The following is a 23,296-nucleotide window of genomic DNA, read 5'->3' as shown; positions in this document are numbered from 1 at the left end:
CGGATCGTCGTGGTCAGTGGTCCCGGACCAGGCGCGCGTACGCCCCGTCCCGGGCGACAAGCTGCTCATGGGTGCCGCGCTCCACCTCCCGGCCGCCGTCCAACACCACGATCAGGTCGCAGTCGCGGACCGTGGACAGGCGGTGCGCCACGATCAGGCAGGTCGCCCCGCGCCGGCGCAGGTGCCTGTCGATCCGGCGTTCGGTCTCGGCGTCGAGCGCGCTCGTGGCCTCGTCCAGCACCAGCACCCGGGGGTTGCGGACGAGCGCGCGGGCGATCTCCAGCCGCTGCCGCTGGCCACCGGAGAAGTTGCGGGCGTTCTCCCGCACCGGGCTGCCCAGGCCACCCGGGCGGGCCGCGACCTCGTCGTAGAGGCAGGCGTCGGTGAGCGCGGTGACGACGTCCTCGTCGGCGACCGTGATGTCCCACATGGTGACGTTGTCCCGGACCGTCCCCTCGAACAGCCGCTGGTCCTGGTCCACCATGGCGACGGTGGCCGCCCACAGACCGCCGTCGGCCGCGGGCCGTTCCAGACCGTCCACCGTGACCCGCCCGGTCCACGGACGGTAGAGGCCGGCGACCAGCCGGCCCACCGTCGACTTGCCGCTGCCCGACCGCCCGACGAGCGCCACCCGGGCGCCGGGCGGCAGGTCCAGACTGAAGTTCTCCAGCAGCGGACGGCCCAGCGGGTTGTAGCCGAAGGTCACCTCCTCGATGCGCAGATGACCCTCCATCGGCGCCAGCGGCCCGGCCGCCCGCTCCTCCACCGGCGCCAGCGGATAACGCTCCACGTCGCGCAGCCGGTTGAGGTCGGCGCTCATGTCCTGCAACCGGGAGCCCAGCGCGGCCAGATTGCCCAACGGCCGGTTCATCGCGACGGCCAGGCTCTGCATGCCGACGAGCACGCCGACGCTCATCGCCTCCGCCACCACCTGCCGGCTGCCCAGCCCCAACAGCACCGCGGTGGTCCCCGAGGCGAGGAACGCGGGCAGGACGGAGAGCACCGCGGTGGGCACCCCCAGCCGCTGCTGCCGACTGGCGACGGTGGCGTTGCGGGCGGCGAACCGGGCCACGGCCCGTTCCTCCTCGCCGCCGGCCTTCACCGTCTCGATCATCTGGACGGTGGTGTACACGGTGGTCACCAGCTTGCTGCGGTCCGCCTGCAACCCGGCGACGGCCGTCGACCGGGTCGAGGCGACGTAGCGCAGCACACTGACGTTCAACCCGGCCAGGACCACCGCGCACAGCCCGAGCAGCAGGTCGTACTGGCACAGCAGCGCCCCGTACGCCAGCACCAGGGTGGTGTCCACGACGGTGGTGGCCGCCCGGCGGGTGAGCACCTCGGCGACCACGTCGTTGCCGCGGACCCGCTGGCTGAGGTCGGCGGCCTGCCGCTGGTCGAAGAAGGTCGGCGGCAGCCGCAGCAGATGTCGGAAGAAGCGGGCGGCGCTGCCCAGGGCCAGCGCCGTCTCCGACCGTACGGTCAGGCGTTGCTGGAGCAGACTGGCGAGGAAGGTCAGCACGGCGGCCACCGCCACCGCGGCCACCAGGCCGGCGAACGCGGCCCGGTCCTCCTGCAACAGCACCCGGTCGACGAAGATCTGGGCCATCACCGGGATGGTCAGACCGACCAGGGCGATCAGCAGGCCGAGCAGCAGCATCTGCGCGATCGCCGAGCCCGGGCCGCGCCACCGCTGCGCCAGCGCCCGCACCAGCCGGTAGCGGGTGCCGCCCGGCTGGAACTGCGGGCCGGGCTCCATGGTCAGCACGATGCCGGTGAAGGCGCCGTCGAACTCCTCCCAGCTCACCGCGCGGGGCCCGGTGGCCGGATCGTTGATGTGGACCTTGCGGCCGAGCCCCTCCAGCACGACGAAGTGCTCGAACCGCCAGAACAGCACCGCCGGCAACGCCACGCCGGCCAGCCCGGCCAGGTCCATCTGGAAACCCTTGGCCACCATCCCGTACCGCCGGGCGCCCTTGAGCACGGTGGCCGCGGTCGAGCCGTCCCGGCTCACGCCGCACACCCGGCGCAGCTCCTCGAGCGGCACGTGCCGGCCGTGGTGACCGAGCAGGATCCCGAGCGCGGCGGCGCCGCACTCCACCGCCTCCATCTGGATCAGGGTGGGGGTACGCACCCGTCGCCGCCGGATCCGGGGCAGCTCCGGCGCGCCCACCGCCGCGTCCCTCGGCCCGCTCATCGCCGCAGCAACCAGTCGATCGGGTGGTCCCGGTCCACGGTGAACCACGCGGTGACCTCGCTTGCCGAGTTGAGCTGGAACGGCGGCGGGGACTTGGTCCACCGCAGGCCGCCCGGCGCGGCCGGGTCGGATTCCAGCGCGACCGTGACCCGGACCACGCTGCCCCGGGCGAGCAGCCGCCGGACGTCCGGCCCGGTGCCCAGGAAGGCGCGCAGCGACGCCTCCGTCTCCGGGAAGGCGCCGACCGTGGTCACCCGACCGGCCAGGGTGCCGAACACGTTGCGCGGCGCCGCCGCGGCGGCCACCTCGACGGGCACGCCCGGTTGCAGCAGCGGCGCGGCGACGGCCGGGGCGTAGACGACGGCCTGCAACGCGTCCCCGGCCGTGTCGAGCCGTTCCAGGTCGGCCAGGTGCGAGCCCGGGGTGACGATCTCGCCCTCCGAGACCAGCCAGGCGACGACGTACGCGTCACCCGGCGCGGTCTCCACCCGCACCGTGCCGTCGGACGTGCGCAGGCTGTAGAGCGGGGTGCCCTTGGGCACCCGCTGGTGCGGTGACGCCCACACCTTGGTGACCTGACCGCTGTCGAGCGCGTCGAGGGCGGAGATCCCGTTGGAGTGGATCAGCACCCCGGCCGCCTCGACGGTCCGGGGCACCACCGTGCGCACCGACCAGATGCCCGCCGCGACCACGACGATGACGAGCGCGGTGGTGGCCAACCAACTGGGCACGGTGGTCAGCCGCACCGCCAGGTCCAGTTGCTCGGGCGCCTCCAACTGGCGCAACGCCTGCCGCCGGAACTTCACGGCCGGGCCCCCGCCCGCGCGGACCCCGACGGCGGCACGTCGGCGCCGCGCGAGCCGAGCAGGAAATCGGCCACGCTCGGCTCGACAAGCGGATCGAGCCCGGACAACTCGGCGAACGCCTGGGAGTCCCCGGCGCCGAGCGCACACGGCGCGAGCCCCATGGCGGTGGCCACGAGATACATCTGCTGGGTCAGCACACCCGCGTCCTTGAGAATCATGGCGTAGCTCATCCCTTCGTACTTCCACATCAGTCGCTGGACCCGCGCGGTGACCAGCAGGACCGTCTGCGGCGGCCGGGGCATGGCACCGGCCGCCCGGGCGTACGCCAGCAGCCGGTCGGCGGCCGGCGCCCAGCCGGCGACCGGCTCCAGCCGGTGCCCGACGGCGTCGTAGTGGTAGAGCCCGGGGTCGAGTCCGGCGCACCGCGCGACAAGCGGATAGATCTCCAGCTCGTAGACCCCGCCGCCGCCCGGATAGGGCCGGTGGCCCACCTCCTGCCCGCCGGCCTCGCCGACGGCGGTGGTGTGCTGCGACCGGTACAGGAACTCCGCCAGCCGTTCGATCGGCAGCGGCGCCGCGTCGTCGTGCTCGCGGATGCTGCGCCGGTCGGCGACGACCTGGCTGAACGCCGGATCCGCCTTGGCGATCGTCGCCAGGTCCGGCAGCGGCAGCTCGACCGCCCGGTCCCGGTCGTAGGGCCGGCGCAGCGGCTGCGGGGCGAAACGCTCCCGCATCCGGTAGGTGCCGCCCACCGGCAGCGCGTGCCGGCCGGCCCGGGAACGCTGGTGCAGCCGCAACTCCTCCGGCGACCAGTAGGCGAGCGGCGCATCGTCGCGTTCCGCCTCGAACTCGGCGTCGGTGACCAGGACCCGGGCGGTGGCCAGCTCGTCGAGCACCCGGCCGGCGGTGGCCGGCGACACGCCGAGCGTGCGGGCCACCGTGTCCGGTCCGACACCCGGCACGGCGGCGGCCAGCACCGCGCCGACGGCGGCGTCGGCGCAACCCACCACGAGGGTGCTCAGCGACGACGCGGCCACCAGCATGTCCCGTTCGTGCTGGAGGGTGGCGAAGCGGGACAGCCGGTAGCGGACGCCGGGAACGTGCGTGCGGCTCTCCGGCAGACTGCCCCGGCCCAGGCCGGTGGGCACCAGGTCGAGCAACGCCCGCTCGTCGACCTGGACGCGACGCTCCAACCAGGAGTGGGCCAGCAGCCGGCGCAGCAGCAACTGCGCCGGCAGCACGCGGCTCTCCCCCTCCAGGCCGCTGATCAGCCGGCCGACCTCGACGTCACCGACCCAGTCGGCGGCGAGCCGCAACAACAGCGCCCGCCGACCCATCCCCGGTCGCTCCAGGGTGAGCTGGAAACGGGTCTGCCGCAGGGTCAGCGAACCGTCCTCACCGAGTCGCAACTCCGCGTCGCGGCGCAGCCGGTAGGACTCCTGGATCGGCGGGCCGCCGCCGGAGCCGCTCACGGCGACCGCCGACCGTCCGGATCGGTGCTCATCTCCACGTCCCTCCCCCGGTTCCCGGCAGGTCGACAGCGTCGGTCAGAAAAAGACGTTCAACGGATTGGCCGACGTCTCGTCGACGGCCACCGGGCCGCGGCCGAGGCGGGCCGGGACCTCCCACAGCCGGCCCGGACCGAGCCGGCGCCAGAAGTGCCGCAGCCCCGGCACCACGACCTTCACCACCGCCAGTTCGATGTCCGGCCGGGACTGGTCGACGACGATCACCTCCAGGCCGGCGCGCTCCGCCCGGCGGACGCAGCGACGCACGTCGTCGCCGACGTCACCGGTGGCGAGCGTCGGGTGGTCCGCGGCGGTGCGCGGCGGCCGGGCCGGGTCCGGGGACAGCCAGGGCTGGTCGGCCACCCGCACCGTGCCGAACCAGCGCGCGGTGTCCGGGTCGTCGACGCCGTACCTGTTGCGGCTGGACGTGGGGCCGGGAACCGCAGGCAGGAACTGGTTCACCTCGGTCAGCGCCCGGGTCAGCGCGACCCGCGCGTCCAGGTGCGCGCCGAAGCCCACCAGCACGTCCTCCGGCCCGCCGTCGGCCCGCCGGGACACCGCCGCGAACGCCGGTACGCCGAGGTCGGCGGTCAGCTCGAGGGCCCACAGCTCGCGGCCCAGGGCGGTGGCGTGGTGCGCGACGCAGGCGGCCGTCCACGGGTCGGCGAACGAGGAGAGGTCCACCCCCGGCATCCGGGAACGGTGATACCACCACAGGGCCACGCTGTCCCGCTCGACGAGTTCGCAGAAGCCCTGCAGGATCGCCTCCGACCGGGTGCCGCCGGCCGCGCTGCCGTTCGAGTCGGCCGCGCACACCCCCGGGGCGGCCTGCTCCGGATGCCCGTACCAGCAGTACGCGGCGGGCAGCTCGCGCGGCGCCTGCCGGGTCAACGACCAGCCGGTGGTCCAGTCCAGCTCCATCTCGTCGGGCAGCGGGCGCGGGATGCGGTGCAGATGGCCCAGGTCGGGGTTCAGCCGGTCCCGGTCGGCGTACTGGCGGTCCGAGAACAGCAGCAACTCGCGCAGGTGCAGGGCGCGGTCCGGGCCGAGCTGCCGGTAGGTCGCCCGGTGCACCGGGCGGTCGCCGCGCCACACCCCGCAGTAGCGCTCCACCGCCTCACCGACCGCGCTCATCCGCGCCTGCAGGTCGGTGCGGCCCTTGCCGCCGCTCTGGCCGCGCAGGTTGCGGCGCAGCGCGGCGAGCTGGCGGGGTTGGGCGAAGTTGTGCCCGGCCGAGTAGGTGTGGGTGACGCCGTTGTCGGTCGTCTCCAGCGGCGTCAGCCGGCTCACCACGCCCAGGTAGCGGCTGACGTGGTGGGCGAGGCCGGCGTACGCCTCGGCGGGTTCCCGGGTGCGGGCCTCCGCGCCCCGGCTGGGCTCCGCGCCGCTGCGCGGCAGGTCGATGCGGGGCTCGGCCTTGCGGACGAGGTCCGGGTCGCCGCAGGCGGGGCACTGGGGTTGGCGTACCAGGTGGTGGCTCTCCGTGCTCAGGTCCCGGGTGTCCAGGGCGACCATCCGGCCGGTGAGACGGGGCGACGAGCCCCGCACGGCGAGCACGGCGAGTTCGGCGGCGAGCAGCCCCGCGGCGGTGGTGGCCAGTCCGGGCAGGACCGCCCGGCCGGGCTGCGGCAACGGTCCGGCCAGGTCCTGCCCGTCGAGGAACGCGTGCACCTGCTCGTTCTCCTGCCAGCGTTGCCGCAGGCAGGCCCAGCAGCCGGTGCGGCCGGGCACCAGGTGCGGCCCGAGGAGGACGACGTTGCCGTGCGGCCGGGCCAGGGTCCACGCCCGGCCCGCGGCCAGGTGGCGCTCGTTGAGCCGGGCCAGCCGGGGGTCGAGCATCGACGACGGCAGCACCAGCACCTGCGCGACGCCCGGATCGGCGTCCGGATCGGCGTCCGGCGCGTCCGGGTCGGCTTCCGGCGCGTCCGGCCCGACCACGGTCGCGGCGAGCCCGAGGGCGCGCAACGCCCCGGCGATCTCGGCGACCCGCGGCGCCCCGAGGTCCACGATGGTGACTCTGCCGCCGGCCATCCACCGCTGCCCGGCCCCGGGGGGCACCCCCCGGGCGTCCCAACCGGCGGCCTCGGCCGGCGAGGCGTGCGCCGGACCGGACACGAGCAGGCCGTGGTCGCGTAGCCGGGCGAGGGCGGCGGCGACGGCGGTCATCGGATGCCGGGCGGCCAGCCGGGCCACCACGTCGGCAAGCGGTACGGTGCCGTCGAGCCGGTCGGCCAGCTCGGCGGTGACCGGGTCGTCGATGAGCAGGCTGCGGGTCTCCCCCAGCACCACGAGCGGACCGTCGGGCAGGCGCACCGGCAGGTAGTCCGATCGGAAGCGCGGACGCCACATGGTTCCTCCCGGGCCTGGTGGCCGGACCGCGACTGTGCCCCGGCCCCGCCGGCGATCAGGGCTGCTGCCATCGTCGCGGTCCCCGGGTCCGATCCCGAGTTCTGCCACCGGTTTCAGCCGTCGCCGGCAGCCCGGTCGGTCGCCGTGACGGGCGGGCGGCGGCGGTCAGGCGGCCGTGACGGTCAGCGCGGTGTCGTTGAGACCCAGCACCGAGGCGCCGGTGACCTGCGCCGGCACCAGCAGCAGGAAGGTCTCCACCCGGGTCACCCGGATCGACTTCCCGCTCACCGGCGCGCGATGACCGGTGGCGATCAGGTCCGGGCTCTGCGGCACCATCGTGACGGTGGCCGGGCCGTCGGGTGCCGGACTCAGCGTGTCGGTGGCGTGGATCGTCAGGAACGTCAGCGTGCCGGTCGGCACCGCGACCGCGCAGTCCGACCACTCCGCCCGGTCCATCGTCCGTCGCACCGTCGCGCCGACGCCGGCGAGCTGCTGCCCGTAGACCTCCCAACCGCCGGCGAACTGGCCGTCCAGCAGCGGGCTCGACGCGACGAGGGCCCTGTTGCTCGTGGTGGAGCCGATGCTGCGGGCGAACACCTCGGCGGCGAGGGCCCGGCGGCTGGTCTCGTCAAGCGCCTCGCCGCCCTCGGTGGCCGGTCGGCCGTCGATGCTCCGGGCGACCACGAGCGACGGTTGGGTGACCTGGATGTTGTGGCTGAGCTTCCACTGGCCGTCGGCGTCGAGCACGAACTGGCTGACGTCGGTGGGGGCCAGCTCCGAGCCGGCGAGCCGGAGGGTGGCCGTGGCCAGGAAGCAGGCCGGGTCGCCGGGCGGCACCGCGAAGGCCGGGTTGAGGTGCTGGAACGACGGCTGCGGACGCTTGTTGTAGGTGGCCCGGCGGACCGCGGCGATGCTCAGGTCCAGCGAGGGCGAGACCTCCTGGGTCCGTAACGCCTCGACGTCGCCGGCCACCGAGGCGGCCGAGTCGGCCTGGTCGAAGGCGGTGAGCACCAGCGCGGCCCGGTCCCGGCCGAAGGTGGCCGGATCGGACGCCGCCGGTGCGGCGGCGTCCACCGGTCCGTCCCCGCAGCCCGCCAGCACGAGCAACGCCGTCGCGGCGGCGGCTACCGGCATCGCCGGCCCGACGAGGCGACGCGGGCTCCCCACGGATCTACTGCCCAGCATCTCGTCCTCCATCCGCAACCGGTGCACGGGAATCGCGCCCGGTGCAGTCGAGTATGTGAGCGACGGTCGGAGCCCGCCGGTGGCGGCGCGGCCTCATGCTGCCCGGCCGTCCGGCGTTGCACCGAACGACGTCATCCGGGTCGGGTCGCGGTCACCGATCGGTGTCATCGAGCCGGGCGACCCAGGCGACCAGGGCCGGCCGGGACGCGACCCCCGCCTTGCGGTAGATCCGGGTGAGATGCGCCTCCACGGTGCGGGGACTGATGTTCAGCCGACGCCCGATCAACCGGCTGGTGACCCCGGTCGCCGCCAACTGCGCGATGTGCCACTCCCGATCGGTCAGGGCGACCGCGCGCGGGCCGACCGGGCTGGCCAGCCGCGTGCCCACCCGTTCCGTCCCGCACCACCGGGCCAGTTCCAGCGCCCGACGGCGCGCCCGCGCCGCCGGAACGCCCCGGTCCGCGGCCTCGGCGGCCCGGGCCAGGGACGCGAGCGCGACACTGCGGCGCAGCGCCATCCCGCCGGCGCGGAACAGGTCGGCCGCGGTCTCCAGATGCGGCAGCGCCGCCTCAGCCTCACCGCGGGCGAGCAACACCTCGCCGTACGCCGATTCGGCGAAGCCCCGCTGCCCGGTCAGACCGACCCGCTCCGCCTCGGCCAGCGCCAGCCGCGCCTGCCGCTCGGCGTCGGCGATCTCGCCGGCGGCGAGCGCGGCGGCGCAGAGCAGCTCGTGCCACATCGGCCGCAGGGTGCCCTGGAGGCGGCTCAGCCGGCTGTCTCCCCCGGCCGAACGCACCAGGTCGGCGCACGTGCCCGGATCGCCGGACAGCAACGTCGCGGTCGCCAACGCCGTCGCGGCGGTCCGGCCGGACCAGGTGGCGAGGTCGGTGGCGAGGTCGACGGCGCTGCGGGCCAGCCCGACCGCCCGTTCGTCGTCGCGGAGGCCGCCGCGCCACGCCGTCGCCTCCGCCTCGAACGCCAGGGCGAAACTCAGCAGGTGGCGGCTGCCGATGCGCCGGGCGACGATGCCCGCCTCGGTGGCCAGCCCGATGGCCGCGGTCAGTTGGCCGCTGTGGTAGGCCACCTGGCTGCGGCCGAGCAGCAGTTGGCACAGGCCGTCGTCCCGATGCGCGGCACGGACCAGCGTCAACCCCCGGTCGAGGTGCCGCACCGCGTCGGCCTGACGTTCGAGATACAACGCGGTCAGACCGAGCGCGGTCAGGCAGTCCGGATGGTCCCGCACGTCCCGGTCGGGCAGCGAGTCGACGATCCGGGCACCGGCGTCGAGCAGACCCCGGGCGTCGTCGACCGCGCCGTCGTGGACGGCGGCCAGGCCGCGTACGGCCAGCAGGCCGGCCAGGTCCGCGCCGGAGCCGTCGGGGTCGCCGGCGAGCGCGTCGGGCGGCCCGGCCACCGGCCGCCCGGCGAGGATTCCGGCGGCGCCGATCTCGGTGGCGAGTCGGTAGGCGCCGGCGGGTCCGGTGCCGCTCGGAAGGGCGGCCAGCTCGCGCCGGCTGATGGCCGCCGCCTCCGCAAAGTTCCCGAGAAGGCGCTCCACCCGCGCCCACAGCGCGACCGCCTGGGCCCGTCGCCCCTCCGGGTCGGCGGGGAGCAGCGGCACGATCTCCTGGAGCAGGGCCCGGCTCTCGGCCAGGTTGCCCGCCTCCCCGATGACCCGGGCCAACGCGAGCGACACCTCCCGGTGACGCGACGTCGAGCCGGGTGTCGGGCGCAGCGCCCGCAGCGCCAGTCGCAGCCAGTGGGCGGCCAGGTCCGGTGTCTCGCGCCGGATCTCCTGCGCGGCCCGGCAGAGCACGTCCACGCAGCGTTCGGCCCACCGGCCGCTCGGCAGGGCGAGCAGCCGCTCCGCGTAGCGGGCCCGGTCCGCGGGCGACGCGCCCAGGTCGACGAGCGCGGTGAGCGCCCGTGCACAGGCGTCCACCCGCCACGCCGGGTCGGTGTCCTGGGCGACCGCCATCCGCAGCACCGGATGCCGGAGGGCGAACCGTCCGGTGCCCGGTACCCGGCGGATCAGGTCGCGTCGGACCAGCCGCCAGCCGGCCTCGACCGCCAGGGCCGCGGGCACCTGCGCGACCTCGGCGAGCAGCTCGGGGGCGAAGGGCGCGTCGACGATCGCCCCGGCGCGTAGGCAGGCCAGGTCGACCGCGGGCAGATCCGCCCACTCGCGGCGCAGCACCGCCATCGTCGCGTCGGACAGCCGGGCGCCCTGCGGTTCACGGACCTCCTCGGCGCGCTCCGCGGCCGGGCCGCCGGGCAACGCCGCCAGGTAACCGGGGTTGCCGCCGGTCAGCTCGTGGCGGGCGCGCACCTCCGCCGGGTCGACGCCAGGATGCAGGAGTGCGGTCTCGGCGAGGCTCAGGGGACGGAGTTCGATCCGGTCGTGCGACGCCGGTTCCGCGTCGACGTGTCCACCGGGATCGGGCGGACCGAACGGCATCGGCGTCGCCGTCTGCCGCGGCCGGTAGACGAGCACGAGCAGCAGCGGCGCGGGCACCGGATATCGCAGCAGGTGGGCGATGAGCCCGGCGGAGGCGGCGTCCGCCCAGTGCAGGTCGTCGAGGACCAGCACCAGGCCGTCCCGGGCGGCCAGGCCGATCAGCCGGCGGGCCAACTGGAAGGCGCGGAAGCGCCGCGCGTCGGACGCCGACGTCGGCGGCGCCGCGGCGGCGAATCCCCAGATCTCCCCGGTCGCTCCGGCGGGCCGCCCGGCGCCCAGCCCCCGCCGCGGTGACCGCCCCGCGGCGAAGGCGTGCCGGAACACGTGGAAGGGGACCCCCCGCTCCTCCGGCGCGCAGGTGCCGACGGTCCAGGGAACCTGGGGGACGCGCTGGTGCAGGGCCTCGTGGACCAGTCGGGTCTTGCCGATCCCCGGCTCACCGACCACCTCGCAGACCACCTGCCGCCCGCGACTCAGGGCGGCGTCGTGGGCCCGGTCGATACGCGCCAACAGTGGTCGCCGCCCGACGAAACGGAGGCCCGTTGGCACATTATCCAGCCCGGTTGTCATCACGCAGCAAAACACTTCCCGACGAACTCCAAGGGGGATTGGACGCACTATACCGGAGCGCCGTCGACCGCCGAAAATACCGATGCGGCCCATCTATTTCAGCAACTCGGCCGAGGGCGCCCCGTCCCCACATCGCGCCACACCCTGCATAAGGGACCGGTCACCAAAAGGCCGGAACGATATCCCCGAAGCCCAATAAACTGCCCCGGATGCCGCACAACTCCGGCGACTCGGTCCGACGGGCGGACTGCCTCCGTACCGCCATCCGGCCGGCGGCCGACCCGAACGCGGTCCGATGATGGTCGCGCCCTCGCCCTCGGGGGCGGCCGTCTCCGCGACCGCCATCCTCGAACGGCGGCCGGCCACGGCTCGACCGACCGGGATGGCGGGCATGCCGTATCGCGCGGAATGAGCTGGTCAGTTGAGCCCGAATTATCCCGCCAGCCCAGACAATTGTCACCACTCCGCCGTACGCCGCCGGAATGGTGTTTGTTGCGTCGATTTGAACAACCGCCAGGAATTTCACATGGCTCTTGACCAGCGAAGACACGCGGAAATCGCGGCCGAGTCGGGTAAGGGCGGCGGTACCGGCCAGTATCCATTGCGCTTCCGAAAATGGCAGCGATAACCTACGTCCCCGATCACACGCCGCGGGTCGATTTCTCGGGCGTCCACTGTCAGGAGACGACGTGCTCAGACGCTTTACCACCGTCGGAATCGCCCTGCTGGCCTGCTTCGCGGGCACCGGCGCGGCGGCAGCGCCGGCGCACGCCTCGGAACCCGAGTGTTCCCTGAATTGCGACGGCGGGGGTGGGGGCGGGACCGGCGACCCGGGCACCGGCGACCCCGGCACGCCACCGCCGCCGTCGTCGCCGGCGTACAACCTGCAGGGCGTCATCCAACTGGAGAGCGTCGGCCACGAAGGGACCTGGCCGTTCCGCGTCGGCGGCATCAAGGTGCGCGGTTACTCGCGGCTCGCCACCTGGAGCAACGACCGGGTGGACGCCAACTACATAAACGTCAGGTGTTCCGCCACCGTGCTCGGCTACGTCACGAACGACTACGACTCCGAGAACAACGGCGCGCTCGTCGACGTGACCTTCTGGTCGCCGACCGTCCCGGTCACCGGCGTGCCCGCCCAGTCCCGGACGGTGACGGTCACCTGCACTCACCACGCCGAGAAGAACGGCGTCAGCTACGACACCACGAGCACCGCCCAGTTCGTCATCCCCGAGTGACCCTCCCAGGCTGTGATATGGGGCCCCTTCTATACCGGAGGCGTTAAGAAGGGGCCCCGCCTTACCTCAGTTGCGGGTGATGGTGAACGTGGTGGTGGTGTTGCGGATGTCCTGGGCGTTGTCGCTCAGGCGCAGGTTGGTGAAGGTCGCGGAGCCGACCGCCGGCCCCTGGCCCGGCTCGGGCATCTCGTTGACCCAGATGCCGATGCCGGACTTCGCGTCGAAGGCGTCACCGCTACGCCGCGCCCCGGAGATCGAGACGTTCGTCAGGACGGTGTCCGTGATCGGGTTCTCCGGCTGGCTGCCGGTGTACTTGGTCTGGAACATGATCCCCGAGTACGTCGGGTCGACGATGTCCACGTCGGTCACCCGGATGCCGCGGAACTCCTTGGACGCGGAGAACAGCCACATCGCCGGGAACGTCTGCGCGCCCCAGAAGTGCCCGCCGGACCGGATCAGCGAGATGTTCTCGAACCGGGTGGGCGGGTTGGCGCCGAACCCGACGAACGGGTAGCCGAAGTCCAGCGAGCTGATGGTGATGCCCGAGTACGTCAACTGGTCGGCGATGTAGAGGTTGCGGAAGACGTTGTCGTAGCCGCCGTACACGGCGAGGCCGGCGGCCCGCCAGGTCAGCGTGGCGGTCAGGTTCTCGAACACGTTGCCGTGGTTGCCGCCGGAGCCACCCTGGTCGGTGGCGGAGAACAACGCGAACGCGTCGTCGCCGTTGGAGCGGCCCTCCGAGTTGGTGACCAGCGCGTTGGTGCTGCCGTTGGTCATGTTCACCCCGTCGGCGAACGTGTTGCGGAACCGGCTGTCCCGGATGGTCAGCCCGTCCACGCTCACCCCCCAGTAGGCGCAGACGGTGTGCTCGACCCAGACGCTGTCCAGGGTGAGGTTGTCCACGTCCTTCAGCTCACCCCACACCTTGCCCGGGCCGTCGATCCGGTTGGTGTAGTTGCCGAAGAACGCCAGGTGGGCGAAGGTCGAGCCGCTGGCCGAGGACTCCACCCGGAAGCCGGCGTCGGTGTTCTGCTGGTTGGTGGGCGTCTGGAAGCGGGTGTACCACATACCCGCGCCGACGACCTTCACCGCCTTGCCGTACACCTGGAGCTTCTGCGCGGTCTCGTAGGTGCCGGCGGGCAGGTAGACGCCGACGAGCGTGCCGGTGGTGTCCATCCGCACCGCGTCAAGCGCGTTCTGCACGTCGGCGTGGCTGAACCCGGTCGGCACCTTGTAGCGGGCCGGGTCCGGGTTGGCCCGCGGCGACACCAGCTCGGTGTTGACGAAGTCGATCGCGTACGTGGTGGTGTTCGCCGGGTCCTTCTGGAGCCGGATCCGGCTGCCCGCCGGAACGGTGGAGTTGAGCAGCACGTTCGCCTCGTCGTAGAGGTGTCGGGGCGCGCCCGCGCTCGGTGAGTCGCTGGGTCCGGCCTCCGCGCCGTAGAGCCAGATGTGCTTCGAGGTGAGGCTGATCGGCTTGTGCAGCACCCCGTTGACGTAGACGTTCAACGTCGAGTCGATCCCGCCGCCGCCCGGGGCGTCCGGGATGGAGAAGCGGGTGACCAGGGCGTTCGCGGCCGACTTGGTGGTCCACTCGACGTACGCGCCGGTGGTGTTGAGGGTGACCGCGCGCCGGCCGGACGCCTCGCCGGCCAGGTCGCCGATGGTGCGGTTCGGGCCGATGACCTGCGCGCCGCCGCCGACCGAGCCGTCCTCGGCCTCGTACATGTCGTAGCCCAGGTTCGCGCCGCGACCGACGAACAGCGCCCGGTCGCTCGTGTTGTTCTGCCGTTTCACCGGCAGCTCGTTGGCGTCGTCGGCGAGCACCACCCGCACGGTGTGGCGGCCGTTGGCGGCGGTCCAGGTGCCGAGCGACACCGGACCGGCGGTGGCCCCGGCGGCGATCGTGCCGGAGTACGAGCCGGTGAGCGTGCGGACCACGGAACCCGAGTCGTTGAGCACGGTGAGCGTGATGCCGTGCGCGCCGCTCGCCGAGGCGACCGTGCCCTGGTTGCGCACCGTCACCGCGAAGCTGACCGTCGCGCCGGCCGCCGGCGTGCCCGGCGACCAGGTCACCGCGGAGGCAACCAGGTCGGAGCTGTCCACCGGGCGGACCGTCAACGCGGTCGGGCTGGTGTAGGTGTTGTTCGCCTCGTTCTGCTCGATCACCGCGTTCGACTCGTCGACCTTGGCGGTGAGCGGGTAGCTGCCGGCGTCACGCACGCCGATGTTCGCCGAGACGGTGCTCGACGCGCCGGCCGCGAGCGCGCCGACGGAGGCGGTGCCGACCTTCGTCGTACCCAGGTAGAGGTTGACGGTGGTGGCGGCGGACGCGGCGGTGCCGGCGTTGCGCACGGTGGCGGACAGGGTGATCGCGTCGGTCTCGACCGGCGCGGACGGCGACGCGGTCAGCGCGGTGACGGTGAGGTCCGGGTTGGGCGCCGGCACGCCGATCACCTGGAGTTCGGCGACCTGGCCGTTGGACGAGCCGGAGTTCGCGGTGAACTGCAACCGGACGTCCGCGGCGGTCGCCGAGACGGGGACGGTCACGGTGTTGCCGGTGTTCGGGTTGAAGGAGTACGTCGCGGAGCCGACCAGGCTGGTGAACCCGGACACGGACTGCTCCCGCCCGAGCACCTGGAACGTCTGGGTGCGCGCGCCCCACGCCGGGTCCGGGTTGAGCTTCACCACGACGGCGCTGATGCTGGCGTTGGCGCCGAGCGCGACGGTGAGCGTGCTCGGGTACGCGCCGGGCGCGCCCTCCCAGTAGGTGGCGACGTCGTCGTCGACCGCGTTGGCGGCGTTGAACACGTGCACCACGGACGAGGCGGTGGCCGGTTTGCCGACGGCCAGGTTGGTGCCGCCGGTGCCGCTGCCGGTACGGGTGACGGTGTTGCTGGTGGCCGACACGTTGCCGGCCGCGTCGCGGGCCCGCACCTGGTAGGAGACGGTGGCGCTGGCCGGCTGGCTGTCGGTGTACGTCAGCGTGGACCCGCCCACCGTGGTGCGCAGCGCGCCGTTGGCCCACACCTCGTAGCCGGTGACGCCGACGTTGTCGGTGGAGGCGGTCCAGGTCAGTTTGATCTGCCCGCTCGCCGGCTGGGTGTAGGCCAGGTTGCCGGGCGCGGTCGGCGCGGTGGTGTCGCCGGTGTTGCCGGCGCGGGTCACCGTGTTGCTGTTCGCGGACACGTTCCCGGCGGCGTCCCGCGCCCGGACCTGGTACGACACGGTGGTCCCGGCGGGCTGCGTGTCGGTGTACGTGAGCGTGGCGCCGCCGACGCTCGTGCGCAGCACACCGTTGGCGTAGATGTCGTAGCCGGTGACGCCGACGTTGTCGGTGGACGCGGTCCAGGTCAGCCGGACCTGGCCGGTGGTGGGCTCGGTGAACGCGAGGTTGCCGGGTGCGCTCGGCGCCTGGGTGTCGCCGGTCGCCGGGCCGTAGATCTCCAGCTCGGCGAGTTGCCCGGCGGGCCACGCGCTGTTCGCGGTGAACAGCAGCCGCAGGTAGCGGGTGGACGCGGTGGGCACGGTGACGGTCACCGTGTTGCCGCCGGCCGGGTCGAACCCGTACGACGCGGACGCGACGAGCGTGCCGAACGTCGAGCCGTTGGTGCTGCCCTGCACGGTCAGCGTCTGGTGGCGCGCGCCCCAGCCGGTGGGTAGCCGCAGCACCAGCCGGTTGACGCTGGTGGCGGCGCCCAGGTCGGCCTGGATCCACTGCGGGAACGCGTTGTTCGGGCTCTCCCAGTAGGTGGCCGCGTTGCCGTCGTTGGCGTTGCCGGCGGCGTACACGTCGGAGTGGCCGCTCTCGGTCAGCGTCTTGCCGAGCGCCAGGTTCGTCGACGAGGAGGCGGTGCCGTAGACCTCCAACTCGGCGAGCTGGGCGGCGGCCCACCCGGTGTTCGCGGTGATCAGGACGCGCAGGTAGCGGGCGTTGGTGGCGGCGAAGCCGAGCGTCACCGTGTTGCCGGCGGCCGGGCTGAACGAGCGGGCGGCGGATCCGACGACCGTGGTGAAGCCGCTGCCGTCGGCGCTGGCCTGCACGGACAGCGTCTGGTTGCGGGCCTCCCAGGCGGCCGGGAGCTTGAGCACCACCTGGTCGACGGCGCGGCTGGTGCCGAGGTCGACCTGCGCCCACTGCGGCAGCGCGCCGCTGCTCTCCCAGTAGCTGCCCTGGTCACCGTCGGTCAGGTTGCCGGCGACGTAGGGGCCGTTGACGCTGCTGGCACTCGCGGGGCGGCCGGCGGCGAGGTTCGGGCCGCCGGCCGCGAGGGCCGGTGTGGCGGGCGCCGCGGTGACGGCCAGGCCGACCGCGGCGAGCACCGCGACCATTCTGGTACGGAATCTGGACATGGTGGACGGACACCTTCTTCCCGGGGGAGGTGGAGAGGCGTTGACGGGGGTGGGGGATGTGGTGGCGCGGCGGGGATCCGGCCGGGTCCCCGCCGCGCCGGGTCAGGAGGCGTAGACCTCGAACTCGGAGAGCTGGCCGGCCGGCCAGCCGGTGTTGCCGGTGAAGGTCAGCCGCACGAAGCGGCGATCACCGGAGGGCAGCGCGATCGACACGCTGTTGCCGCCCGCCGGGTCGAACGTGTAGCCGGCCGCCGCCTTGAGCGTGGCGAACGACGCGCCGTCGGTGGAGCCGAGCACGGTCACCGTCTGGGTGCGGGTCTGCCAGGCCGCCGACGGTGGCAGCTTGAGCACCACCCGGGCCACCGGCCGGGCGCTGCCCAGGTCGACGGTCACCGACTGCGGGAAGGCGTTGTTGGCGCTCTCCCAGTAGGTGGTGGCGTTGCCGTCGACGGTGTTGCCGGCGCCGTACACGTCGGCGTGGCTGCTCTCCGCGACCGGGCGGCCGGCGGCCAGGTTCCCGGTCGGCGGCGCGGTCGTCGGCGGCGCGGTGGTGGTGGGCGGCGGGGTGGTGGTGCCGCCGCCGTACACCTCCAGTTCGGAGAGCTGGGCCGCCGGCCAGCCGGTGTTGCCGGTGACGGTGACCCGGACGTACCGGCGGGCGCCGGACGGCAGCGCGATGGACACGCTGTTGCCGGCCGCCGGGTCGAACACGCGGCCCGCCGACGCGGCGAGCGTGGTGAACGACGAGCCGTCGGTGGAGCCGAGCACGGACAGCGTCTCGGTGCGGCGTTCCCAGCCGGCCGGGAGCTTCAGCACCACCCGGTCGACCGTGCGCGACGCGCCGAGGTCGACGGTCAGCGACTGCGGGAACGCGTTGTTGGCGCTCTCCCAGTAGCTGGCCGCGTTGCCGTCGACCGCGTTGCCCGCGGCGTACACCTGGTTGACGCTCGTGGCGGTCGCCGGGCGACCCTGGGCGAGGTTGCCGCCGGCCGGCGGCGGGGTGGTCGGCGGGGTCGTGGTCGGAGGCGCGGTGGTCGGGGGCGCGGTGGTCGGCGGCACGCTCGTCGGCGGCGGGCTGGACGGGCCGTTGCCCCACTGCGGCTGCGGCCACGGACCGCAGTACGGGGTGGGCGTGTACCAGCCGGAGTTGCCGCTGCCCTGGGTGATCTGGAAACCGCTGCCGACGCAGTTGTGCATCGGGTTGGCCTGGGCGATGTTCGTGGCCCGCACGTTGGTGAAGCTGACCTGGCTGGGCGCCTGCACCTGGAGCGCGTAGGTGCCCGCGCCGTCGATCCGGACGTTGGTGAGGCTGATCCCGCTGGTCTGCCCCTCGATCCAGTGCAGCGCCGCGTAGGAGCTGTCCAGGATGTCGGTGTCGGTGACCCTGATGCTCGCGCCCTGGATCGGCTCGTTGAGCGCCGAGAACCAGATCGCGCCCACCCCGAAGTTCCAGTTGTAGTCGGAGTTGCCGTTGCGGATCAGCGTGTTGCGGGCGACCGTGATGGTGCCGGCCACCGCCGTCGACCCGGTGACGCCGGGATAGCGGTTGGCCACGTGGATGCCGCCGCCGTTGGTCACCGAGTCGGCGGTCACGTTGTCCGCGATGGTGATGTCGCGCCCGCCGTACGTGACCAGGTGGTTCGCCAGGATCGTCACGCCGACCGTGTTGTGGGTGAACGAGTTGCCCACGTTCGGCACGCTCTGCGCCCACATGGCGAGGCCGTCGTCGCCGGTGTTGCGGACGAACGTGTTGGTGACCGTGGAGTTGGTGACCCCCCAGTGGAAGTTCACCCCGTCGGCGGTCTGGTCGAGGATGCGGCTGTTGCGGATGGTGAAGTTGTCCATCGGCCCGTCCATCCACGCGCCGACCTTGGTGTGCTGCAACCACAGGTTGTCCACCACCGAGTCGGTCATCGCGCCGCCGAGCGCGTTGACCTGGTCCTCGTCGACGCGCTCGCGGATGTCGCCGATGATGGCGAAGTCCCGCAGCGTCACGTCGCGGCTCGGCCCGCCCGCCTCGTGCGAGCGGATGCCACCGGAGTAGCCGCCGCCGGGCACGTACTTGCCGTAGATGCCGGCGGCCCGCTTGCGGTCGGTGGGATGCCGGCCGCCGAGCACCGAATACCACGGCCCGGCGCCGCGCAGCGTCACGCCGTCGACCACCACGTGGTCCCAGAGCGTGAACGTGCCGGACGGGATCCACACCGGCTTTCCCTGCGCCTTCCCGGCGTCCACCGCGGCCTGGAACTTCGCGGTCGAGTCGGTGGCGCCGGTCGGGTCCGCGCCGAAGTCGGTGACCACGTCGAGCACGCCCGACGGCTTGGCGATCGGCGACCCGACCAGCTCGAAGTCGGCCAGGTCGATGGTGAACGTGGGCGACTGCGCGGTCGACGACACCTGGAGCCGGATCTTCGTGCCGGCCGGATAGGTCGTGCCGAACATGGTCCGCGTCTCGTCGTAGAAGTGGTGCGGGTTGGTGTCGCCCGGGTTGTTGTTGAACGGGTAGCCGCCGTAGAACCACCCGTACCGGGAGGTGACCGGGACCGCCTTGACCAGCGTGCCGTTCGCGCGCAGGTCGATGCTGGCGTCCCGGCCGGTGCCGGCGGCGCTGTCCGGCAGGCTGTAGCGGAAGGTGACCGCGTTCGCCGGGGCGGCGAGCGTGAACTCGACGTACTCCCCGACCGCGTCGAGGGTGACCGCCTCCCGGCCGGACGCCTCCGACGGCAGCGTGCCGTAGCGGCGGTCCGGTCCGATCCTCGTGCCGTTGTGGGCGGCCTGCTCCGCCTCCTGCTCCCGGAACGGCACGGTGGCGCCGCGGCCGGAGATGTCGAACGGGGACAGTCCGGCGGCCTGCGCCGGGGTGGCGGTGGAGGTCAACGCCACGACGGTGAGCGTCGAGGCGGCGAGCGCGGCGGCGGCCAGGGCCGCCAGCCCGGTCCTGCGGTGGCGGTGCGTGGTGCGGTGCTCGGCCATGCGGGGTGTGCTCCCTTTCATCGGTGGCCAGGTCCCCCGTGTGCGGCGGTGGGCTGCTCCTTTCTCCCCGGGCGCGGCGCGCCGGCGGCGGGACGGTGCCGCCGGCGCGCCGCCGTCAGGCCGATCGGGTACGCAACCAGACGGCGGTGTCCGCTGGTAGCCGGTCGTCGTCGAGTGGCCCGCTCGCCAGCAGCAGCCGGTCGTACGCGGGCAGCGGCACGGCCTCGTCGCCGAGGTTGACCACGCAGGTGAGGTTGGGTTCACGGGCGAACGCGAGCACCCGCCGCGGCGCGGGCAGCCAGGTCAACGCGCCGTCCCCGAGTGACGGCTCGGCCCGGCGCAGCGCCAGCGCCGCCCGGTACAGCTCCAGCATCGAGTGCGGGTCGCCGGCCTGGGCGCGGGCCGTGCGGTCCTTCCAGTCCGCCGGCTGCGGCAGCCAGGGCGCGACGGTCGCGCCGTCCGGGCTGAACCCGAACGGTGGCGTGTCGCCCTGCCAGGGCAGCGGCACCCGGCAACCGTCGCGGCCCGGGTCGACCCGTCCGGAGCGTTCCCACATCGGGTCCTGCCGCAGCTCGTACGGGATGTCCTCGACCTCCCAGAGCCCCAACTCCTCGCCCTGGTAGACGTAGGCGGCGCCGGGCAGCGCCAGGGAGAGCAGCGCGGCGGCCCGGGCCCGGCGGGTGCCCAGCTCCAGGTCGGTGGGGATGCCCTCGCGCTTGGCCGCGAAGCTGAACGTGGTGTCGGCCCGGCCGTAGCGGGTGACGTGCCGGGTGACGTCGTGGTTGGAGAGCACCCAGGTGGCCGGCGCGCCGACCGGCGCGTGCGCGGCGAGCGTGCCGTCGATGCTCTCCCGCAGCGCGGCGGCGTCCCAGGCGCAGCCGAGGAAGTCGAAGTTGAACGCGGTGTGCAACTCGTCCGGGCGCAGGTAGTTGGCGAACCGCTGCCGGTCCGGCAACCACACCTCGCCGACCAGCGCCCGCTCGCCCGGGTAGCTGTCGGCGATCCGCCGCCAGGCGCGGTAGACGTCGTGCACCCCGTCCAGGTCGCGGAACGGGTGCGGCCGGTCCGGGTGGACCTCCGGCAGCGTGCCGTCCTTGACCAGCAGGCCGGCCGAGTCGATCCGGATGCCGTCCACGCCCCGGTCGAACCAGAACCGCAGGATGTCGGAGAACTCGGCCCGGACCCGGGGGTGGTCCCAGTTGAAGTCGGGCTGCTGCGGGGCGAACAGGTGCAGGTACCAGTCGCCGGGGGTGCCGTCCGGGTCGGTGGTGCGGGTCCAGGTGGGGCCCCCGAACTCGCCGGTCCAGTCGGTGGGCGGGAGGTCGCCACCGGGGCCGCGCCCGGCGCGGAACCAGAACAGTTCCCGTTCCGGCGCGTCCGGGCCGCCGGCCAGCGCCGCCCGGAACCACGGGTGCGCGTCCGAGCAGTGGTTGGGCACCACGTCGACGATGGTCCGGATGCCGAGCGCGTGCGCCTCGGTGATCAGCGCCTCGACCTCGGCGAGGGTGCCGAAGACCGGGTCGATGTCGCGGTAGTCCGACACGTCGTAGCCGGCGTCGGCCATCGGCGAGGGATACCAGGGGCTGTACCAGATCGCGTCGACGCCGAGCGCCGCGAGGTGGTCCAGGCGGGACCGGATGCCGGCGACGTCGCCGATCCCGTCGCCGTTGCCGTCGGCGAAGCTACGCGGGTAGACCTGGTAGATCACCGCTGAGCGCCACCACGGGCTGCTGTCGACGATGGACACGGGCACCTGCTTTCTGCGGGTCGGTTCTGATGCGGCGGGCGGCGGCTGCCGGTCAACCCTTGAGGCCGCCGGTGGTCAGGCCGGACATGATGTTCCGTTGGAAGATCAGGAACAGCACGACGGTGGGGATCGCGGCGATGACCGAGGCGGCGACCACCACGTTCATCGGGGTGCCGCCGGCGAAGGCGTAGATGCCGACGCTCACCGTGCGCGTCTCCGGCGACGGCATGACCAGCTTCGGCCAGAGGAAGTCCTTCCAGACCGCCGTCACCGCGAAGATCGCGACCACGCCGAGGATCGGGCGGGACATCGGCAGCACGATCGACCAGAGCGTGCGCAGCGGCGACGCGCCGTCCATCACCGCGGCCGACATCAGGTCCTCCGGGATCGAGTCGAAGAACCGCTTCAGCAGGAAGATGTTGAAGGCGTTGGCCACCAGCGGCAACCAGATCGCGAACGGCGAGTCGAGCAGGTTGACGTGCACGATCGGTAGGTCGATCACGGTCACGTACTGCGGCACGATCAGCACCATCGCCGGGATCATCAGCGTCGCCAGCATCATGCCGAGGATCAGCCCGCCGAGCACCGGGCGCAGCTTCGACAGCGCGTACGCCGCCGCGGTGTCGAACACCAACTGGAACAGCACCGCGCCGGTGGCGTAGTAGAACGTGTTGAACAGCAGCTTCGCCAGGTCGAGGTTGGTCCAGGCGTCGACGTAGTTCTGCGGCTGCGGGTCGCGCGGGAACAGCGACGGCGGGGTCTGCGCGATCTCCTGGCCGCTCTTGAGCGCGCCGGTGACCATCCAGTAGAGCGGGCCGAGGAAGACAAGCGTGAAGACCGCCACGACGACGGCGAGCACGGCCCAGTAGAGGATCCGGCCGCGACCGCGCCGCAGTTGGGCCGGGGAAATCAGGGTACGGGTGGTGGCGTCGGCTGCCATGTCCTAGTCCTGTCTCGCGGTCAGTCGCACGTAGACGGCGGAGAACCCGGCCAGCACCACCAGCATGATCACGCCGAGCGCGGCGGCGCCGTTGAGGTCGTTCTGGAAGAACCCGTGCTGATAGATGAGGTACGCCACCGAGGTCGCCGAGTCCTGCGTGCCGGCGCCGTTGGCGAGGATCAACGGCTCGATGAAGAGCTGCATGGTGGCCACGATCTGGAGCATCGCCAGCAGCGCCAGGATCAGCCGGGTCTGCGGGATCGTCACGTGCGCGATGCGCCGCCACACCCCGGCGCCGTCGATCTCGGCGGCCTCGTACAGCTCGCCGGGGATGTTCTGCAACGCGGCGAGGTAGATCAGCACCGCGCCGCCCATGTTCATCCAGGTCGACGCCAGCACCATGGCCGGCATCGTCATGGTCGGCGACTGCATCCACTCCGACGTGGGCAGTCCGAGCGCGGTGAGCACGGCGTTGAACAGCCCGGCCTCGCTCGGGTCGTACGCGTAGAACTTGAACAGGAACAGCGCGGACGCCGGCGGCAGCATCACCGGCAGGTAGACGAGCACCCGCAGGTAGCCCTTGGCGTGGCGTAGCTCGTTGAGCAGGATCGCCACGAAGAACGGCACCGCGTAGCCGAGCACGAGCGCCAGGCCGGTGAAGACGAACGTGTTCTTCCAGGCGGTCCAGAAGCTCGGATCGGCCACGATCCGGGCGTAGTTGTCCCAGCCCACCCAGGTGGTCTCGCCGCGTCGGGTGCGCTGGAAGCTCATCACCACGCCGCGGACCATCGGATACCAGGAGAAGACGGCGAAGCACGCGACCGCGCCGATGAGGAACGTGTGCCCGGTGAGGTTGTCGCGTACCTTCCGACCGAGGCCGGCGCGGCGCGCGGCGGAACGCCGCGGCGGCGGTGCGGGACGGCTCGACCGGCGGGTGACACCCGGGGCGGTGGTGAGCGCCAAGGCAACTCC

The 23,296-nt window shown here is 73.1% G+C and carries 12 protein-coding genes; 1 reads left to right on the top strand and 11 read right to left on the bottom strand.

From position 1 onward, the window contains the following. Window positions 1-13: 13 nt before the first annotated feature. From O7619_RS17880 to O7619_RS17855, 6 genes are all read right to left on the bottom strand, one after another. Window positions 14-2,197 (bottom strand): NHLP family bacteriocin export ABC transporter peptidase/permease/ATPase subunit, encoded by a 2,184-nt coding sequence (locus O7619_RS17880; RefSeq protein WP_282282099.1) that lies wholly within the window; start codon window positions 2,195-2,197, stop codon window positions 14-16. Beyond that, entirely contained in the window at window positions 2,194-3,003 is an 810-nt protein-coding gene (locus O7619_RS17875) for an HlyD family efflux transporter periplasmic adaptor subunit (protein WP_282282098.1), read from the bottom strand. The genes O7619_RS17880 and O7619_RS17875 overlap by 4 nt, the downstream gene beginning before the upstream one ends. Beyond that, window positions 3,000-4,475 carry a SagB family peptide dehydrogenase gene (locus O7619_RS17870; RefSeq protein WP_282282097.1) on the bottom strand — a complete coding sequence of 492 codons (1,476 nt, stop codon included), beginning with the start codon at window positions 4,473-4,475 and terminating at the stop codon, window positions 3,000-3,002. The genes O7619_RS17875 and O7619_RS17870 overlap by 4 nt, the downstream gene beginning before the upstream one ends. Before the next feature lie 75 nt (window positions 4,476-4,550). Then, on the bottom strand, window positions 4,551-6,860 hold the full coding sequence (locus tag O7619_RS17865) for a TOMM precursor leader peptide-binding protein (protein WP_282282096.1): 2,310 nt from the start codon (window positions 6,858-6,860) through the stop codon (window positions 4,551-4,553). Between the two features lie 165 nt (window positions 6,861-7,025). After that, window positions 7,026-8,045: a hypothetical protein gene (locus tag O7619_RS17860; protein ID WP_282282095.1), complete on the bottom strand. Its 1,020-nt coding sequence runs from the start codon at window positions 8,043-8,045 to the stop codon at window positions 7,026-7,028. Window positions 8,046-8,196: 151 nt separating this feature from the next. Further along, a complete protein-coding gene (locus tag O7619_RS17855; RefSeq protein WP_282282094.1) occupies window positions 8,197-11,073 on the bottom strand; it encodes a LuxR family transcriptional regulator in 2,877 nt (958 codons plus the stop codon). A gap of 689 nt (window positions 11,074-11,762) precedes the next feature. Here O7619_RS17855 and O7619_RS17850 point away from each other — a divergent pair. Further along, window positions 11,763-12,311, top strand: a complete 549-nt coding sequence (locus O7619_RS17850) for a hypothetical protein (RefSeq protein ID WP_282282093.1) — start codon at window positions 11,763-11,765, stop codon at window positions 12,309-12,311. 66 nt (window positions 12,312-12,377) lie between these two features. Here O7619_RS17850 and O7619_RS17845 read toward each other — a convergent pair whose 3' ends face one another. From O7619_RS17845 to O7619_RS17825, 5 genes are all read right to left on the bottom strand, one after another. Next, on the bottom strand, window positions 12,378-16,664 hold the full coding sequence (locus tag O7619_RS17845) for a discoidin domain-containing protein (RefSeq protein ID WP_282282092.1): 4,287 nt from the start codon (window positions 16,662-16,664) through the stop codon (window positions 12,378-12,380). Between the two features lie 102 nt (window positions 16,665-16,766). Further along, a complete protein-coding gene (locus O7619_RS17840; protein ID WP_282282091.1) occupies window positions 16,767-19,637 on the bottom strand; it encodes a discoidin domain-containing protein in 2,871 nt (956 codons plus the stop codon). Window positions 19,638-19,752: 115 nt separating this feature from the next. Next, window positions 19,753-21,378, bottom strand: coding sequence for a glycoside hydrolase family 13 protein (locus tag O7619_RS17835; protein WP_282288862.1), 1,626 nt, complete (start codon window positions 21,376-21,378; stop codon window positions 19,753-19,755). Window positions 21,379-21,436: 58 nt separating this feature from the next. Further along, window positions 21,437-22,324, bottom strand: a complete 888-nt coding sequence (locus O7619_RS17830; protein ID WP_282282090.1) for a carbohydrate ABC transporter permease — start codon at window positions 22,322-22,324, stop codon at window positions 21,437-21,439. 3 nt (window positions 22,325-22,327) lie between these two features. Further along, window positions 22,328-23,287 (bottom strand): sugar ABC transporter permease, encoded by a 960-nt coding sequence (locus O7619_RS17825; protein WP_282282089.1) that lies wholly within the window; start codon window positions 23,285-23,287, stop codon window positions 22,328-22,330. Window positions 23,288-23,296 lie beyond the last annotated feature (9 nt).

The organism is Micromonospora sp. WMMD998 (assembly GCF_029581235.1).
In the GTDB taxonomy this organism is placed as follows: domain Bacteria; phylum Actinomycetota; class Actinomycetes; order Mycobacteriales; family Micromonosporaceae; genus Micromonospora.
The sequence above is the reverse complement of the archived record's forward strand: the minus strand, read 5'-3'. Positions and strand labels throughout refer to the sequence as shown.

Excerpts from the sequence above, each read along its gene's own strand:
- O7619_RS17880 (WP_282282099.1), bottom strand. The coding sequence starts at position 2,197 with ATGAGCGGGCCGAGGGACGCGGCGGTGGGCGCGCCGGAGCTGCCCCGG.
- O7619_RS17865 (WP_282282096.1), bottom strand. The coding sequence starts at position 6,860 with ATGTGGCGTCCGCGCTTCCGATCGGACTACCTGCCGGTGCGCCTGCCC.
- O7619_RS17860 (WP_282282095.1), bottom strand. The coding sequence starts at position 8,045 with ATGCTGGGCAGTAGATCCGTGGGGAGCCCGCGTCGCCTCGTCGGGCCG.
- O7619_RS17855 (WP_282282094.1), bottom strand. The coding sequence starts at position 11,073 with ATGACAACCGGGCTGGATAATGTGCCAACGGGCCTCCGTTTCGTCGGG.
- O7619_RS17845 (WP_282282092.1), bottom strand. The coding sequence starts at position 16,664 with ATGTCCAGATTCCGTACCAGAATGGTCGCGGTGCTCGCCGCGGTCGGC.
- O7619_RS17840 (WP_282282091.1), bottom strand. The coding sequence starts at position 19,637 with ATGGCCGAGCACCGCACCACGCACCGCCACCGCAGGACCGGGCTGGCG.
- O7619_RS17830 (WP_282282090.1), bottom strand. The coding sequence starts at position 22,324 with ATGGCAGCCGACGCCACCACCCGTACCCTGATTTCCCCGGCCCAACTG.